This window comes from Undibacterium sp. RuTC16W, from assembly GCF_049339445.1.
In the GTDB taxonomy this organism is placed as follows: Bacteria; Pseudomonadota; Gammaproteobacteria; order Burkholderiales; family Burkholderiaceae_D; genus Undibacterium.
Map to the genome: position 1 here is coordinate 258,406 of NZ_JBMPPE010000003.1, position 16,978 is coordinate 275,383.

Annotated in this window: 15 protein-coding genes and 1 riboswitch; of the genes, 3 read left to right on the plus strand and 12 right to left on the minus strand. The window is 50.2% G+C overall.

The genetic code is table 11. The annotated features are described in order from the left end of the window. Window positions 1-93 precede the first annotated feature (93 nt). Window positions 94-213: riboswitch (TPP riboswitch) on the plus strand. Window positions 214-260: 47 nt separating this feature from the next. After that, entirely contained in the window at window positions 261-2,390 is a 2,130-nt protein-coding gene (locus ACO0K4_RS07925; protein WP_422956081.1) for a TonB-dependent siderophore receptor, read from the plus strand. Between the two features lie 46 nt (window positions 2,391-2,436). Here the strand turns inward: ACO0K4_RS07925 and ACO0K4_RS07930 are convergent, their stop codons facing one another. From ACO0K4_RS07930 to pnuC, 3 genes are all read right to left on the minus strand, one after another. Continuing rightward, entirely contained in the window at window positions 2,437-3,333 is an 897-nt protein-coding gene (locus ACO0K4_RS07930; protein WP_422956082.1) for an AraC family transcriptional regulator, read from the minus strand. A gap of 107 nt (window positions 3,334-3,440) precedes the next feature. Then, entirely contained in the window at window positions 3,441-3,977 is a 537-nt protein-coding gene (locus tag ACO0K4_RS07935; protein WP_422956083.1) for an AAA family ATPase, read from the minus strand. Further along, entirely contained in the window at window positions 3,970-4,560 is a 591-nt protein-coding gene (gene pnuC, locus ACO0K4_RS07940; protein ID WP_422956084.1) for a nicotinamide riboside transporter PnuC, read from the minus strand. Before pnuC ends, ACO0K4_RS07935 begins: the two co-directional genes overlap by 8 nt. 485 nt (window positions 4,561-5,045) lie before the next feature. Between pnuC and ACO0K4_RS07945 the strand changes: the two genes are divergently transcribed. Both ACO0K4_RS07945 and ACO0K4_RS07950 read left to right on the plus strand, forming a co-directional pair. Beyond that, entirely contained in the window at window positions 5,046-5,408 is a 363-nt protein-coding gene (locus tag ACO0K4_RS07945) for a GFA family protein (RefSeq protein ID WP_422956085.1), read from the plus strand. Between the two features lie 25 nt (window positions 5,409-5,433). Then, entirely contained in the window at window positions 5,434-5,805 is a 372-nt protein-coding gene (locus ACO0K4_RS07950; RefSeq protein ID WP_422956086.1) for a nuclear transport factor 2 family protein, read from the plus strand. Window positions 5,806-5,945: 140 nt separating this feature from the next. On the opposite strand, the gene ACO0K4_RS07955 is transcribed toward ACO0K4_RS07950, so the two are convergent. From ACO0K4_RS07955 to cobO, 9 genes are all read right to left on the minus strand, one after another. Next, complete coding sequence (locus tag ACO0K4_RS07955; protein WP_422956087.1) at window positions 5,946-8,255, minus strand: TonB-dependent receptor plug domain-containing protein; 2,310 nt, start codon at window positions 8,253-8,255, stop codon at window positions 5,946-5,948. A gap of 210 nt (window positions 8,256-8,465) precedes the next feature. Further along, on the minus strand, window positions 8,466-9,902 hold the full coding sequence (locus ACO0K4_RS07960; protein WP_422956280.1) for a cobyric acid synthase: 1,437 nt from the start codon (window positions 9,900-9,902) through the stop codon (window positions 8,466-8,468). A gap of 239 nt (window positions 9,903-10,141) precedes the next feature. Beyond that, a complete protein-coding gene (locus tag ACO0K4_RS07965; RefSeq protein ID WP_422956088.1) occupies window positions 10,142-10,951 on the minus strand; it encodes an ABC transporter substrate-binding protein in 810 nt (269 codons plus the stop codon). Beyond that, on the minus strand, window positions 10,948-11,862 hold the full coding sequence (locus tag ACO0K4_RS07970; RefSeq protein WP_422956089.1) for a cobalamin-binding protein: 915 nt from the start codon (window positions 11,860-11,862) through the stop codon (window positions 10,948-10,950). Before ACO0K4_RS07970 ends, ACO0K4_RS07965 begins: the two co-directional genes overlap by 4 nt. A 61-nt stretch (window positions 11,863-11,923) precedes the next feature. Next, window positions 11,924-12,949: a threonine-phosphate decarboxylase CobD gene (cobD, locus tag ACO0K4_RS07975; protein ID WP_422956090.1), complete on the minus strand. Its 1,026-nt coding sequence runs from the start codon at window positions 12,947-12,949 to the stop codon at window positions 11,924-11,926. A gap of 469 nt (window positions 12,950-13,418) precedes the next feature. After that, the gene (gene cbiB / locus ACO0K4_RS07980) at window positions 13,419-14,408 is read right to left on the minus strand and encodes an adenosylcobinamide-phosphate synthase CbiB (RefSeq protein ID WP_422956091.1); all 990 of its coding nucleotides are present in this window, start codon (window positions 14,406-14,408) and stop codon (window positions 13,419-13,421) included. A gap of 36 nt (window positions 14,409-14,444) precedes the next feature. After that, window positions 14,445-15,008, minus strand: coding sequence for a bifunctional adenosylcobinamide kinase/adenosylcobinamide-phosphate guanylyltransferase (gene cobU / locus ACO0K4_RS07985; RefSeq protein WP_422956092.1), 564 nt, complete (start codon window positions 15,006-15,008; stop codon window positions 14,445-14,447). Then, window positions 15,005-16,381, minus strand: a complete 1,377-nt coding sequence (locus tag ACO0K4_RS07990) for a cobyrinate a,c-diamide synthase (RefSeq protein ID WP_422956093.1) — start codon at window positions 16,379-16,381, stop codon at window positions 15,005-15,007. Before ACO0K4_RS07990 ends, cobU begins: the two co-directional genes overlap by 4 nt. Beyond that, window positions 16,375-16,944, minus strand: coding sequence for a cob(I)yrinic acid a,c-diamide adenosyltransferase (gene cobO / locus ACO0K4_RS07995; RefSeq protein ID WP_422956281.1), 570 nt, complete (start codon window positions 16,942-16,944; stop codon window positions 16,375-16,377). The genes ACO0K4_RS07990 and cobO overlap by 7 nt, the downstream gene beginning before the upstream one ends. Window positions 16,945-16,978: the final 34 nt, after the last annotated feature.

A 16,978-nucleotide genomic window follows, 5' to 3' on the forward strand; every position in this document is an offset into this window, starting at 1 on the left:
TCTGAATTGCGCATCTCAAATACGCAGAACACTGGAATTAGCATGCCGGCCTGTACCTGAATCCGGCGACTATCTGGATTCGTAGTAAAATGATGGCCTCGCTAGGGGTCCTGTTTGACGATAATGATATGTTCAGATCGTCTCTTGCAGGTGAGAAATACCCTTGAACCTGATCTGGATAATGCCAGCGTAGGGAAGCGCAAAGTCTCCTTCCGTCTCTTTGTTTGCTCCTGCGCTGACTTCGCAAAAAAGAGCAAACTATGCAAAAACTAACATCACCTTCCCTGCGCCTGACGCTACTTGCATCAGCAATCGCGCAGACCTGTATTGCCATGCCTTCAGCCTATGCGCAAAGCAGCGACAAAGTATTGCCTGAGGTCGTTATCAGCGCGAATAAACAGTTGAAAGAAAAACCGCTTACCAATACGGTTGCAGGATTTGTCGATGCTCCATTGCAGGACATTCCAGTCTCCGTTACCGTATTCTCTCAGCAGCAAATCCAAGACTTACGCATCCGCAGCAGTACAGATGCGATGAAGTTTGATGCGAGTGTCAATGATGCGTATAACGCTATTGGTTATGCAGAGCAATTTTCGATTCGCGGCTTTGCTCTTGATAACACCAGTAGCTATCGTAAAGACGGGCTTGCAATCCCGGGGGATGCCTCGATTCCGCTAGAAAATAAAGAGCGCATCGAGATTCTTAAAGGCTTAGCGGGTTTCCAGGCAGGCTTCGCCACACCAGGCGGCATTATCAATTACGTCGTAAAGCGCCCTACTGTCACGCCATTGCGCTCAGTTACCGTAGAGGCTAGTGAACGCGGTACCTTATACGGCACAGCGGATCTGGGTGCTCAGTCGGACGACGGACAATTTGGTTACCGTATCAATGCTGCTGCAGAAAAAATCCGCTCTTATGTCAAAGGTGCGAATGGCGATCGTCAATTTATCTCAGGTGCATTTGACTGGCACATCACACCAAAAGCGCTGCTTCAACTCGATCTCGACTATCAACGCAAATCGCAGCTCACAGTTCCTGGCTATCAGCTGTTTAACGGCACCGACCTGCCACGCGGGATTAATCCCGATACGATGCTCAACGACCAGCCGTGGGCAAGACCGGTATTGACACGGAGCAGCAATATCGGCTTGCGTTTTGAGTATCAGTTCAATGACGACTGGCGTGCGAGTTTCTCTGCGAACCGCCATGATTTCAAACGTGATGATTACACCGCATTTCCATATGGCTGCTCGGCTGCCAACCTCTATCCCGGCTATTGCGCAAACGGTGACTATGATGTGTACGACTACCAGAGCGTGAATGAATCCAAATCACCGGTTGCCACACAAGCGATACTGAACGGTAAATTGGCGACCGGCGCGGTACTACACCATCTTGCCCTGGGTTTTTCAAGCTTCCAGAGACGCGACCGCTTTGGCGATTACGTCTATGACTATGCTGGCGCCAGCAATGTGTTTCATCCCGTCGTCGTACCGCCGTCCAGCAATGTAACAGGACCGGTATCATTGCGCAGAACGGATAAAGAATGGTCTTTGTTTGCACAAGACATTATCGATATCAACGATGCGTGGAAGCTCCATGCAGGCCTGCGTCACATCGCCATCGAGCGTCACCAGGCAGACAATCCTGGCTACGATCGTAGCTACGAGTTACCGAGTCTGGCATTGGTATTTAAACCGCAATCTACAATCAGTATCTACGGATCTTTCAGCGAAGGTCTGGAACACGGCGGCATCGCTCCATTTGGCACCGCCAATGAAAACCAGATGCTGAATCCGGCTAAATCAAAACAAGTCGAAGTCGGTATCAAAGCCGATCTGACCCGTGATTTCAGCATCAGCGCGGCGGCCTTCCGTATCAAGAAACCACTTGAATATACGAACACCGGCAATGTCTATGTCAGCAATGGCATCGCCATACATAAAGGATTGGAATTAACACTCCAGGCCCGTCTGACACCCGCATTATCATCCGGTGTCAGCTTCACAGCGCTCGATGCGCGTCAATCCGGCACGGGCATCAGCGGCCTTGACGGTCAACGCGTCACCAATGTCCCCGCACTAAAATCTGTTGTATATCTCGATTATATGATTGCCGATTTACCCGGACTGAGTGTCAACGGCAGTTGGAATTACGCAGGAAATAAAGCGTTTCAGCCAGATAACAGCGTGATGGTGCACGGATATAGCGTATTTAATCTGGGTGCACGCTATAACACCAGGGTAGCCGGTGTTATCACAACATTGCGCTTTAACATTGATAACGTGACTGATAAGTTCTACTGGCGCGATGTCACACAATCATTGGGCGGCTATCTGTTTCCCGGTGCCCCCAGAGTAGCTAAAGTCTCCGCGCAATTTGATTTCTGATCAAGGTCACCGATCACCTATCCATGACCTCTCCATTCAAGGCCCTCTATTGAATGGGGAGAAAAACATCAATGATCACCTCATGTTCGGGGACATCAGGAAAAAATTTGACGCGCTGAACATACAGGGGAAAATCTCTTAACGCCTCTCCGCTCTGAGGCAGCCATTCTGCATAAATGAACCGGATCGTCTGCTCCAGATTGTCATCAGAACCCACATGTCGTAATACAGCGCAGCGACCGCCCGGGATTGTCCTGTTCACAATACCAAACTCATTATCTTCTGCAATATCACAGGTCACTGCAGCACACAGATCGAGACGGTAATCGGCAGGACGAGTCTGGTGTGGATCTGAATAAAAAATATTAAATGTCGCACTCACGCCAGGCGGTAAGCGATGTTGCCTGCGCCAGTCTATAAACTGCCGTATCGAATCGCTGATACGATCTGGCGCACCATGATGCTCTAATACCGCGATCTTGATTGGAGCCACGTCGAGAATCTGGACACTCTCTACAGTATGTTCGAGTTGCATATGCTTGATCCTTATAGTGTGAACTGCTTGATAGCTTGAATACCAGGAAGTCCACAGCGGATCGTCTTTAAATGCAGAAGGTGATTGCCCCAGCATCTTTCTGAACGCGCGAGAAAAAGCCTCTGGCCCCTCATATCCACACGCCAGAGCCAGATCAATGATACGTCCGTGATCCCGGAAAGCCAGCGTATGCGTAGCGCGTTTCAGGCGAACCAGCTGCACATATTTATGTACGCTGATGCCAAATATTTCTGAGAATTGTCTGTGAAAATGATAGTGAGAAAATACAGCAACAGCACTCAATGTTTCGACGGACAGATCTTCATCCAGATGCTGATCAATATAATCAAACACCTGACGAAATCGCGATAAGTATTTTGTCTCAGCAGCCTTGTTCATCACGTTCATCAATATTTACTCCCTGATGATCAGAAGATTACTGCCCTTCTCCACTAAAGACCTGACCAAACTTGCTGAGTTGATCGCTGTTGTATGAAACCATACATCTCAGCCGACTAACTCAGTAAAAAAGACAAGGCAAAATCTACCTGCTCTACTCTATCCGGCAAGCTACCGGTAACCATTAAAAAGGGAATTTCCCGCTCATCTAGCAAATCCAGCAATTGCTCGTGTATCTGCTGACGCACGGCAGGTGACTCGCGTTGCAAACCATCTGGCGTCCATGGAAAATCAGGCGCCGTGACCACGATAAAATCATACTGGTGCTGCTTTTCGAGGGCATCCAATTCTGCATCTACCCTGCCAAAATAATGACGGCTATACAGCGCCGTCATGAGCGGAGATGTATCGCAAAATAACCAGTCTTTTGCATCAGGGAATAATGCAAGCTCCCGCTTAAGCTGCGTACGCGCAATCAGGATTTGCTCTGCTTCTGTCGGCACGCGCTGATGGGTATCGACAAACTCACGCAGGTATTCGGGCACCCAAACACTTTGGTAACGTCTTGCCAGCGCCTCGGCGAGCAAAGATTTACCTGAAGACTCTGCTCCGAGAATCGCCATACGGTGCACGGCTACAGTTGATTCAGACATTGCTTTTACTCCAGGCGCGCAGACCTATGATCGCCATCAACACAAAAATGGCATACAAAATAGCCGTCAGCATCAGTCCTTTATAGACATACAGGCCGACGTATAAAACATCCACAATAATCCAGACATGCCAGTTTTCCCATTTTTTACGAGACAGTAAAAGCTGTCCCAGCAAACTACCCGCCGTCAAAAAACCATCGGCATACGCTACATCCGTGTCCGTATAATTTTTTAAAAATACCGACAACACGACAAATCCTGCCAGCCAGCCGATGACGGATACGGTTCGCTGCAATATGGTCAATCGCGAAACCTGCAGCGCGCTACTGCCAGCATCGCCTTTCCGCAACCATTGCGCCCATCCCCAGACCGACACCAGCACAAATACCAGTTGCAAGCTCATATCGCCATACAACCTGGCATCAAAAAATACAATGCCGTACAAGGCAGAAGAGACAATGGAAAAGAGCCATGCCCAGTGGATTTGCCGGATATTTAATGCGACGGTCAGTACTGCGAGGATAAAAGAAATCAGCTCCAGGAGGGTCGTGCTGAAACCGAGCAAAGGGATAGGATCGTTCATACAAACATAGAGGTAAAAAAACTTTCATAGCAAGATCAGCATTATCACTGATCAACATCGCGCTGTCACAACGGCATCGCAATAACATCGTCCCCATGGTCACTGCGCACAGCCAGTAGTTCTATTCTCTTTATTACGGGGAGTTTCTGACGCCGCTGTAATCGACATCATACCTGGTACAAAATATACATCGGTATCACCAGATTTAAGGCGCGTAATAAAACAACTTGGTACGCTCAACTGTAAGTTTTACTATATTCCCGTATTCACAACACCGCCTGGCTCATCTTTTGCAATTTTCTCTGACGTATGTGGCAAAGGCAATGACGGTGTCAGTACATCCGCTAATCTGATTAGATTTAATTTTTAAATAAACTATGAATCCGTCATAAGAAAATTTATCTGGTACACCTGCAATAATTTGACCCGTCAGAAAGAATGGGAGATGATCAATTGATCCCCTTCATCAACTTACAAAAAAACATATGGAAACTAAAAAAGGACATTGCCATTGCGGTGCCGTGGAATTTGAAGTTAGCCTGACAAACGGGCTAGAAAATCTGCGACGTTGTAATTGTTCATTATGCCGCCGTAAAGGATCCATTATCGCCAGCGTTCCCATTGAGGGTTTACGCGTTGTCAAAGGTGCAGACATGCTGACGCTGTATCAATGGAATACGAATACGGCAAAGCATTATTTTTGTAAAATATGCGGTATCTATACACATCATCAGCGACGTAGCAATCCGACGCAATTTGGATTTAATGTGGCATGCATTGAGGGCGTTGATCCGTTTCAGCTCACCGGTATTGCAGTGGGAGATGGTGCATCTCAGACTTTGCTATGACAGTTTTTTAGAGGATTGAATTCAGATGACCCATACTTTATCGCCAGAAGCAGTTGTTCAGCAACAGCTTGATGCGTATAACGCACGTGATCTCGAAGCATGGCTGGCGACCTATGCCGACGACGCGCAGCAGTTCGAACATCCTGGCAAATTAGTTGCCAGCGGCAAGGCCGCAATTCGTGAGCGCAGCAGGCTGCGCTTCCAGGAACCCAATCTACATGCCCGCCTGATTCAGCGCAGTGTGATGGAGAATATGGTGATCGATCATGAAGAAGTTACCCGTACCTTTCCTGAAGGTACGGGTACCATACGTCTAGTTGCGATCTATCAGATTGCAAAAGGTAAAATCCAGTCAGGTTCGTTTTTATTTGGGACTAAAACCTTGGATCAAAGCTAATTTTTTCTAAAACAAGAAAAAAATAATCCTGGCGAAAATAACTTAGTAAAAAAGCGGGCTGAATATCAATATCCAGTCCGCTTTTTTTCGCGTTGAGACTAATAGCCTTGACACTCATAACACTGCCACTAAAAACTCACTTAAATTTTCATCTCCAGCATTGCACGTACCGCAACCGTCGTTGGTGTCGTGGTAGTCTGTTTCAGGGAGCCTGTTGCATCCGTATAGGTCGATGCAGAGATATTATCCTGATGCAGCGTGTTCGCCAGAGAAACGCGCAAATTTGTCTTCGGGCTGAATTTCCATAAACCATACAAATCTAACTGACGCTTCGGTACCGAATAAGCAGTCTTGTTTGCTGACAAGGTCACTGGGCCACCATCTTGGAAACTCAAATTGCCGCCGAAAGTCAGCGGAATTTTATCGAGTTTGTAATCAAGACCGAGATTAGCGCTGATAGGTGTTTGCGAATCCAGACGGTTATTCGGTCCGGGGACGGTTTCCAGATTCGACCAGTTGAATGAGGCATTCGCACGGAAATCAATCGCTGGCGCATCCTTCATGACTGAACGCAGGGGGAACTTCGCTTCCATCTCGATACCGCGTGTCGTTGCCTGTCCGGCATTGATTGGCATATTAGTCCAGCGTCCATTGATCAGCGATAAATCCGTACGCGTAATATCGTCAATGCGACGCATAAAAACGCTGATACTCATCATGCCGCCATCGTTGAGATAGTGCTCAAATGCGGCATCCAGTCCCCATGCCAGTTCAGGTTTCAGGTTGGGGTTACCGATGCTATCCGGACTGGTCGGACTATTGTTGTTGGAGACAAACCGTCGAGGAATGAGACTGCTGGTATCCGGCGCTTTGTAGGTACGGGTCAGGCCGAGACGGACCTGATCGTTTTTACTGTCTGGCAGTTTCCACAAGGTTTGCAGAATCGGACTCCAGACACTGGAACGATTATGCACTTTGTCATAAGTATTGCCCTCACTACGCGTATCCAGCCCTTCCCAGCGCATACCGGCATAGACTGACCAGCGTTTCGTGACATTCCATTCGTCCTGAACAAACAATGCCAGACGACTCACAGTCGCATCAAAATCTTCATTCAGGTTGATCGGTTTAATGCAGGTAGTACTGGTCAGATCCGGTGGTGTTGTACACAGATTCGCAGTAACGACATCAGTCTGCTTGCGGCTCTCATTACGCTTGCTGTAAGCGCCATCCCAGCCAATCACCAGTGCGTGGTCTTCGATAAACGGCGCGGTATATTTGCCACCCCAGGTTAAGCCTTTGTCGCTGGCACCTGAGCTATTTTTACGGTCCAGTGTTTGATTATTGCTGGCATCATACCCTTGCGTATTTACATCCGAGCTACGGCGGTTGTAGTTGGCACCGAGTTTGATATCAAGCTTGGCGCTATCGGCTAATTTATGAATCCAGTTCAGATTAGTACGAATCATGCCAAACTCAGAGTTAATCTGCGTCAGGTCACTCGCATAGGTCGGCAGATAACTCACCAGCGGCGCGCTTGCATGGTCATTGCTATGGCCAGAAAACCGGTTTGCATTGACAAAACTCTGAGTCGTCAAGGTATCGCCATTTTCCAGATTGACATTGATGCGAGGAGAAAATCCAATACCGTTAAACGTTCCCCAGTTCAGCGAGTCCGTGCGTCGCAGCAAATTCACTTTGCCAGTGGCATCGGTACCGACTTCATCCATCCAGGACGGGCGCTCATATTGGCCGTGATTGATCGAGCCAGAAATTGAATAAGAAATTTTGCCGGCTTTATCGGATATTTGATAATTGAGGTTTTCGCCGAATTTACCACCATCCTCCTGCGCACCGATTTTAAGTTCTCGCTGTGCGGTCTGTACGGTGCGCTTTAATACGATGTTGATCGCGCCAGCGATGGCCTGCGTACTAAATTCCGCTGTTGCGGCACGAATGACTTCGATGCGCTCAATCAGATCTGGCGAAATAGAATCCAGAGAAAATCCCGGTGGGCTAGGCTCACCGTTTAACAAAATCTGCGTATAACCAGAACCCAGGCCACGCATACGGATATCGCCACCGCGTCCTTGCACGCCGCCAATCGTCACGCCTGGCAGGCGCTTGAGTACATCTGCGACGGTGGAATCGCCATAACGCACGATGTCTTCCTGCGTAACCACAATCTTGGTTGCGGTATCCTGACGACGTTCGTCATAGCCTTTAGCGCCGCTGATTTCTACTTTTTGTAGCTTTTCACCGGCCACTGCTGGAACTGCCGGAGCTGTCGGGGATGCTTGAGATTTAGCTGGGACAGGCTTAGCTGGTACAAGTGGAGTTTTATCAGTGTCGGCGGGAACAGCCTGTTGCGCGTAGCTGATCGGGCTATAGGCCAAAAATACGGCTAAGGGCAAAATGGCACGGCGAGACGAGAACAAATTTGATGGCATGAGATCGCTAAGGTGAGTAAATAATGGGTTACTAGTCAGGTCGCTGCTTGGACAAGATAGCTACGCTACAAGTTCCCATTATCTCATTAAGTCTGATTCGGCTTATTTCACCCTTTCTCAAACTGTTTCATACTGTTTCAGCTTTTTTTCGTTGGATTTTTTGTCCCGCCAATTTGATGAATGAACCGCTCTTGATCTAAATCTCTCTTCTTAGAGTGCCTGCAACGCAGCCAGCAGAGGCTGACAAGCATCTGCAACACGATCAATACTATTTTCACGCAGTGCCGCCAAATCGACGTTGACCTCACTGCGCAACCCCGCCCAGGCCAGTAAGGCGGCACAGGCCTCCGGATGGTCGAACAAGCCGTGCAGATAAGTGCCTAGAATCAGATCATCTGGTGAGCGACTTCCTTCCAGTTCTTTGCTATCGTTATCAAGTTCAAAAACGGCTTGCGTCTCATTACTTGCGTAAGTGATCCCCATATGAATTTCGTAGCCACTGACCTTGGCTACCGCGCCATCATTGCCGAACAGGCAGCGGCCCGTTACCTGCTGCAGACGTTTATCTTGTGTCAGCTCGGTAGTGATATCCAATAAACCAAGCCCGGCTGAATCGCCCGGCGTACCTTCGACTCCGTGAGGATCGCTGACGACATGCCCCAGCATCTGATAGCCGCCACAAATACCGACAATCTTGCCGCCGTAGCGCAGATGTTTTTCCAGCACGGGCTGCCAGCCTTGTTGCATTAAAAACGCCAGATCAGCACGGGTATTTTTGCTGCCCGGCAGAATAATCAGATCAGCCGGGGGAATCGCCCTGCCAGGCCCGATGAATTGCATATCGACCTCAGGGTGGGCACGTAAGGCATCAAAATCGGTATGATTAGAAATACGGGGAATCGCCGGAACAATAATGCGAAATTTACCCTTGCCGGATTGACTCGATTGGATTGCATCTTCAGCATCCAGCATCAGGCCGTGCAGATAAGGTAAAACGGCGAGTACAGGCTTGCCGGTTTTTTCTTCAAGCCAACGGAGACCGGGTTCCAGAAGGCTAATATCCCCTCGAAAGCGATTGATGACAAAACCAACGATACGGTTTTGCTCTGACTCTGACAAACAGGCCAGCGTACCGAGAAAATGGGCAAATACCCCGCCGCGATCAATATCCGCTACCAGAATCACAGGGCAATCGACTGCCTCGGCGAATCCCATATTCGCAATATCTCGCTCACGCAGATTCACTTCTGCCGGGCTGCCTGCTCCTTCAACAATGATGCTCTCGTATTGCTGCTGCAGGCGAGCATACGACTCCAGGACGGCTTGCATGGCAACGGTTTTATATTGATCGTAATCACGCGCATTCATATCGGCACGCACTTTGCCATGGATGATGATCTGCGCGCCGGTATCCGACGAGGGTTTCAACAAAACCGGATTCATATCGGTGTGTGCAGGCAAACCCGCGGCGACCGCCTGCAAGGCCTGAGCGCGCCCGATCTCGCCACCGTCTATCGTCACAGCACTATTCAGCGCCATGTTTTGCGGCTTCATCGGCACGACTGCCACGCCTTGTCTTTTGAGCAGACGACATAGTGCGGCAACCACGGTGCTTTTACCCGCATCAGAGGTCGTGCCCTGCACCATTAAGGTCGTGATTTTCATGAGATTACCTTACTAAAATAAGATACTGGTAGCAGTATTATTACAAACCACAACATTTATGTGCGGAACAAGGAGATTTTTTTAAAAAACAGGTGGAGTATATTAATTTCTCCATAAAAAACAGATATGGATATCAACTACAAAAAATGCTATTCCGCGTTTTGCACTCAGCTATGGCAAATGCTGGTGATGTCCCATTCTACGGATCAGGACATCTCTGATCACGACAAATCATCGGTGTATTTGCTTTGCCATATGCCAATCAATTGATGTAGCTGCGGCAAACCATGCAGAATGGCGGATGGTCCTGGCGATAAAATATCTGCCGATTTAATCTCGGCAACCATTGCATGCTGGCAGGCAGGTATTTGTCGCCAGCCATCGCGCTCCAATACCGTTTCTGGTCTGAATTTTTTCCCGCACCACGATCCGATGATGATGTCCGGCGCACGACGGATGACTTCGGCCGGATCGGCGATAATTCTTTGTCTTGCGCTGTGATGCTGAGCAAGGTCGCTAAATATATCGTCGCCACCTGCCAGATCAATCAACTCCGAAACCCAGCCGATACCGGACATCAGCGGCTCGTTCCATTCTTCAAAATAAACTTTGGGCCTGCGTGTCCATTGCGCTGCTTGCTGCTGAACCAGATCAATCTGCGCCTGCAATGTCGCAATCAGTTGAGCGCCCTGCTCCTGTTTATCGACCAGATTGGCAAGTACAGCAATCATGCGCAAGATACCTGCAAGCGTATGCTGATTAAAAACATGTACCTCAATACCGGCTGAAATTAATTCGCGACACATCTCCGCCTGCATATTCGAATAGCCGATAACCAGATCAGGCTCCACTGCGAGAATGCGGTCTATTTTTGCAGAGGAAAATCCACTAATCTTAATTTTCTCTTCGCGCGCCCGGGCTGGTCGTGTGGTGTAACCAGAAATACCAGCGATACAGTCTTCGGCACCCAGCGCATATAAAGTTTCTACCGCCTCGGTAGAAAGGCAGGCAATACGCTGATAGAGACTCATGGCTTGCCTCCGCGTCTGTTTCTGGCTTGATCCAGCGCCTCGCACACTGCCTTCGCACCTTCGATAATCCGCGGCCCGGCACGATTTAACTGATCACCGTCGATCACAATCAGATTATTATTTTTTACCGCTAGCAGATTACTGATGCCCTTCCATTGTTCAATACCGCTGGTCGTCTGCGTCTTGCTATCGCCAGTCAAAATCACTTCGGGATTTTCCTGAATCACCGACTCCAGCCCGACCACTGGCGCTGCCGGAGATAATCGTCCAAAAATATTTTCGCCGCCGCAAATACGGATCGCATCGCTGACAATACTCTTATCATTCAAGGTGTAAATCGGCTTACCCCAGACTTGATAAAAGGTTCTGACTACGGGCTTGTTCTGATAACGCGCAGTCAGTTGCTGGAGTTGCTGGCGAAATTCATCCGCAGCAATGTGCGCCTGTTTTTCAGTACCAAATAACTGACCAAGCTTGAGCAATGTCGTGGGAATTTCTTCGAGCTTCTGTGGCTCGCTAAAATAATACGGAATACCGGATTTGCGCAACGGCTCCAGTTGACGTTCGAATGCGCCATGCATCCAGACCACCAGCAAATCCGGCTTCATGGCGATGATGCGCTCTATATCTAATTGCCGGTTATCTCCGACACGAGGAATGGCCTTGGCCGCAGCGGGGTAATCGCTATATTTGACGGTACCGATCAACTGCTCACCTGCACCGGCGGCGAACACCAGCTCAGTCACATGCGGCGACAAACTGATAATGCGTTGCGCCGGACGAGCCAGTGTAATGATATTACCCAGATCATCCGTCACACTGATGGCAGCCTGAACTGGGGTGGTAGCGGTGAGTGACAGCATTGCTGTGACTGCCAGCATCGTCCAATGTGAAATACGTAATAAAGTCATCGCAGATCTATCAAATGAAAGGGGGAACTAAAACACATCAAATACAGAAACCGGCTCGAACCTAAGCCGCCGCCAGGATGGACTGACGAACACGCCATAGCGTCAATGCCTGCGTCAGTTTTTGCCAGCCCGGCTCATCCGGTGGCAAGCCAAAGCGCACACCACGCGCGGCCTGACGAAATAGCCGCAGCCAGATACCTTGCTCCGCCATGTGCTGCCAGAACAGTTCGGCATCACAGTGCAAACCCTGCTCGCTGCACCACTGAAATAAATCCGTACCTGAGCTACGCAGTCCATGCACCAGCAAAAGTTGTCGCAGTCGTTCACCCTGCCCAGCCAGTTCGACACACATCGTCTGCTGCCAGTCAGTGTCCCTGAGCGCCTTAGTCGCAATTTGCTGCGCCGGACCGCTGATGGTCCACGGACCCAGATGAATTTCCAGACGCTCCAGCAACTCAGCCTGAGCAGCGACAAATCCCAGACGCAGACCTGCCAGTCCAAAAAACTTCCCGACCGACCGTAAGACGATCAGGCCAGGACGATTGGTATATGCCGCAACACTCAGTTCAGTCATGGTATCGGCAAAGGCTTCATCAACAATCAGCCAGCCATCTCTACGCGCGAGTTGTGCAGCCCAATTCAGCAACACATCCGGCTCAATGAACGCGCCGGTAGGATTATTCGGGTTGCAGACAACCACCACATCGGCGTCTGGTATAGCGCTTGCCAATGCGTCATACGCGACTTCACGGACCTGGTGCTGATGCTGCCGCCACTGATAGGCATGCTCGGCATATGACGGGGCGGACACCACGACTTTTGAGGTGGGACGCAAACAGGGCAAAGTCTGTATTGCCGCTTGCGTACCTGCTACAGCCAGCATCGTTGGTGCACCATAAAAATCCTGTGCCGCCTGACTGAGGACAAATGATTTTTCTGGCAGACGATGCCAGGCATTCGGCTGCAAAAAATCTGGCGAGACCGTATAAAAATGGGGATTAATCCCTGTAGACAAATCCAGCCAGTCTGCGGCGGGACGACCATAGCGCACCAGCGCATCACGCAAATTACCACCATGCTCAAGCATACAGAACTCCGTTTTTTGTTACCTTCATCACACACTGATTGCATACCGATTACACACTAACTGCCCGCCAGCACTTATTCGATTTTTAGCTCATTAGGTTACAAGCCTTACGCAAAAACCAAGGCCGCTCACCACAGAGACACGGTGACACGGAGAAAGGCAAGAGCTGAGAGCAAGCGGCTCCATGAAATTTCGATTAAAGGTTTTTTAGAAATTTTCCATGATCAATCCGCAGGCTCGGTGCGACTTTCCAAGGTATTTCAAGCCAACAGGCGCATTCTGCCTGGGGATTCTTTGATATCGATATTCCATGGAACCGCTTGCTCCTGCCTTTCCTCTGTGTCTCTGTGTCTCTGTGGTGAAAGGTCTTATTTTTTTGTGTAACGCCGTCGATGTGATTTTTCAATTTAGAGATTGTTAGAAACTCCCTATGAATAACCACAAACCACTTTCCATTTTTTTACAAATCCTACATAAAAGGAATCAGCATCACCGCCAGACAACCCAGCCATAACAAGCTGGTATTCCGCACCAGACGCCACGCTCTTTGTATGTCCATGGCAACTGGTAACGGCCCTGCACCCAACACCGGACGCTGCTCCGCAACGCCGTCATACATGGCGACACCGCCTAAAGAAAGTTCCAGCGCACCGGCACCGGCAGCCATCACCGGGCCTGCATTGGGACTAGGCCACGCCGGGGCCTGTTGACGCCAGCATTGCAAGGCCAGGCGCGTATTGCCCAGGACGGCATAAGAGATCGCCGTCATTCGCGCCGGCACCCAATTCAAACCATCATCAACCCGTGCCGCAAGGCGGCCAAAGTACAAAAACCGCAGTGAGCGATAGCCCCACATCGCATCCAGTGTATTTGACAAGCGATAGAGCACAGCGCCAGCACCGCCCAGCAACACAAACCAGAACAGTGCGGCGAATACCGCATCGCAGCCATTTTCCAGAACGGATTCCACTGCGGCTTTCGACAAATCCTGCTCAGTCGCCTGAGCAGTATCACGACTGACAATATACGAAGTGCGACGTCGCGCCTCCGCCAGATCGCCCCGCTCCAATGCCCGAAAAATAGGTTCAGCATGCTCACGCAGACTTTGCAAACCCAGACAAAAATATAGCAAACCCGCATGCGCAAAAACCGCCAGCCAGAGATTCACATGCGTACACCAGATCAGCACCATCTGTGTCAGCACGACGATGGGTAAAACCACGACACACCAGGCAAGCGCGCCCTTCAGATAACTCATACGACAGGTAGAATCAGGCTCGGTATTTTGGTCACGATGCTGATCGTTATGCTGATCATGATTCAGACTACTTTCGATACGATTTGCCAGCCAGCCGACACCAACTAAAGGATGCCAGTGACGCACTTCGCCAAAGCCGCGATCCCACACCAGGCCGAGCACAACGCAGAGCAGGACCAGAGCGGGAGTCAGTAGGAACATAGAGGTACCGGCAATGAGAACGTCATGCGCTTCCGATCAAGAGAATGAGGCAGGTGACTTCAGATACAAAGGCAATCCTGCCGCGACCCAGACGACTTGTTCGCACTGCGCCGCGACAGCCTGATTCAGGCGTCCGGCTTCATCGACAAACCAGCGCGAAATCGCCCCCTGCGGAATGATGCCCATCCCCACTTCGTTGGACACCATCACGAGATCGCCGTGACAAGATGCCAGTGCCTGCAACAATAAATTACGCTGCTCTGTAAATATCGCTGGCGGTGTAATCGCACCAATATCCGGCATCTCTATGTGTTCGGAAAACAGTAAATTCGATAGCCACAAAGTCAGGCAATCAAGCAGAATCACATTGTCCGGTCTACTGTATTGTGCGATAGCATCCGCCAGCGCCAATGGTTGCTCAACGGAGAGCCATTCTGCGGGACGCCGGGCCTGATGATGCGCAATACGGCTCTGCATCTCAGCATCTCCGGCCTGCGCTGTCGCAAGATAAATCACCGGCTTGCCGGACGCGATAGCGAGACCTTCGGCATAAGCACTTTTACCGGAACGGGCACCGCCAAACACCAGAGTGCGCGTCATAGCGTCTCTCCTGAAAACAAGCGGGCGACCGCGACAGGATTCGATGGAAAGTACGCATGAAAATACGAAGCATGTAAATTGCCGTCGCGATAAATTGCCTCACCCTGCTCGTCGCTTGCATTATGTGATGATTGTTTTTGAGTATGTTTGTGCGTATGGTGATACGGCCTTAAACTAGTCTCAAAACGGGAGTAATGAAAAGTATGTCCGCGCAGCTCACCGGCATTGCCCAACCATGCTTGTCCGCCCAGAGCCGCCAGACGTTTTTGCATGATCACACGACCAGACAAAATACCGGCCATCGGCCAGCTAGCGTCTTGCTGATCAATCAGACTGTCGGTCAGCGCCATCATGCCACCGCATTCAGCGAGAATAGGCAAACCTAGCGTATGCGCAGCGCGTATCGATGCTTGCCATTGCTGCGCCTGACTAAGAATCTCCGCATGCAGCTCAGGATATCCGCCCGGTAAATATACGGCGTCAGCCTGGTCCGGTACAGGTTCATCTGCCAGCGGAGAAAAAAATTGGATCTGCGCACCAAGTGCTTTCAGGCACAGAATATTCGCAGGATAAATAAAAGCGAACGCCGCATCACGGGCAATCGCAATTGTCTTTCCTTTCAATAACTCAGGTTTTTTTTCTCTGATATTTTCTGCGGATTCTGCGGATTCTGCGGATTCAAGGGATTCAAATTGCGTCAGTGGCAAGGCGTTCCATGCATCCATGTCCAGCGCTAACTGTCCGGCCTGTGTAGCCAGAATATGCTCTAACTGCGCAACCTCGTCCGGCAATACCAAGCCCAGATGACGCTCAGGTAAACCTTGTTCCTGACGCGGCAAACTCGCCAGTAAGGGAATGGGATTGACAGGGACTTTTTGCATAGCATCGGCGACCATACGCGCATGACCTGCTGAAGCAATCCGGTTCGCGATAACGCCTGCCATCGATACCGGGCCGAAATCACGTAAGCCGGTGACGACAGCACCGACGGTTTGCGCCATCGCGGACGCATCGACCACGGCTAGTACCGGCACACCAAAAGCCCGTGCCAGATCGGCAGATGAGGGATTACCATCATACAAACCCATCACGCCTTCAATCAACATCACATCGACGTCAGCCGCCGCTTGCGCCAGCAGGGCGCGTGACGCCTCCAGACCAACCATCCATAAATCCAACGACAATACCGGCGCACCGCTGGCACGTTCCAGCATCATGGGATCAATAAAATCGGGACCTGTTTTGAATACACGAACACGCTGCCCGAGCGTAGTCAGTTTGCGTGCCAATGCTGCTGTTACGGTGGTTTTGCCCTGACCTGAGGCGATCGCAGAAATCAGTACGACGCGGGCGGCTGATGGACGCATTACCATTCGATCCCGGCTTGTGCGACGATGCCGTCTTTAAAGGCATGTTTGACGACCTGCATCTCCGTTACAGTGTCAGCGACCTCGATCAACTCGGGCAAAGCACCTCGCCCGGTGATGATCACATGCTGCATCTCTGGCCGTGCATCAAGGTCTGCAATCACCTGCTGCACATCAAGATAGTGATATTTGAGCGCAATATTCAGCTCATCAAGCAAGACCATGCCGATCTTGGGATCGCTTAAAAACTCTTTGGCTTTTTGCCAGGCTAGCTGCGCTTTTTCAATATCACGTTCACGATTCTGGGTTTCCCAGGTATAGCCCTCCCCCATGGCATGAAAGCTGACCTCATCAGGAAAACGGCGTAAAAAAATCTCTTCGCCAGTGGACATCGCGCCTTTAATGAACTGCACCACACCGACTTGCATGCCATGTCCCATTGCGCGCATCACCATCCCGAAACCACTGGAACTTTTGCCCTTGCCATTACCGGCGTTGATGACCAGAACACCCGTCTTGCGCTGGGCAGCCTCGATCTTTTGATCCATCATTGCTTTTTTACGCTGCATGCGGCGTTGATGGCGCGTATTGATGTTGTCTTCA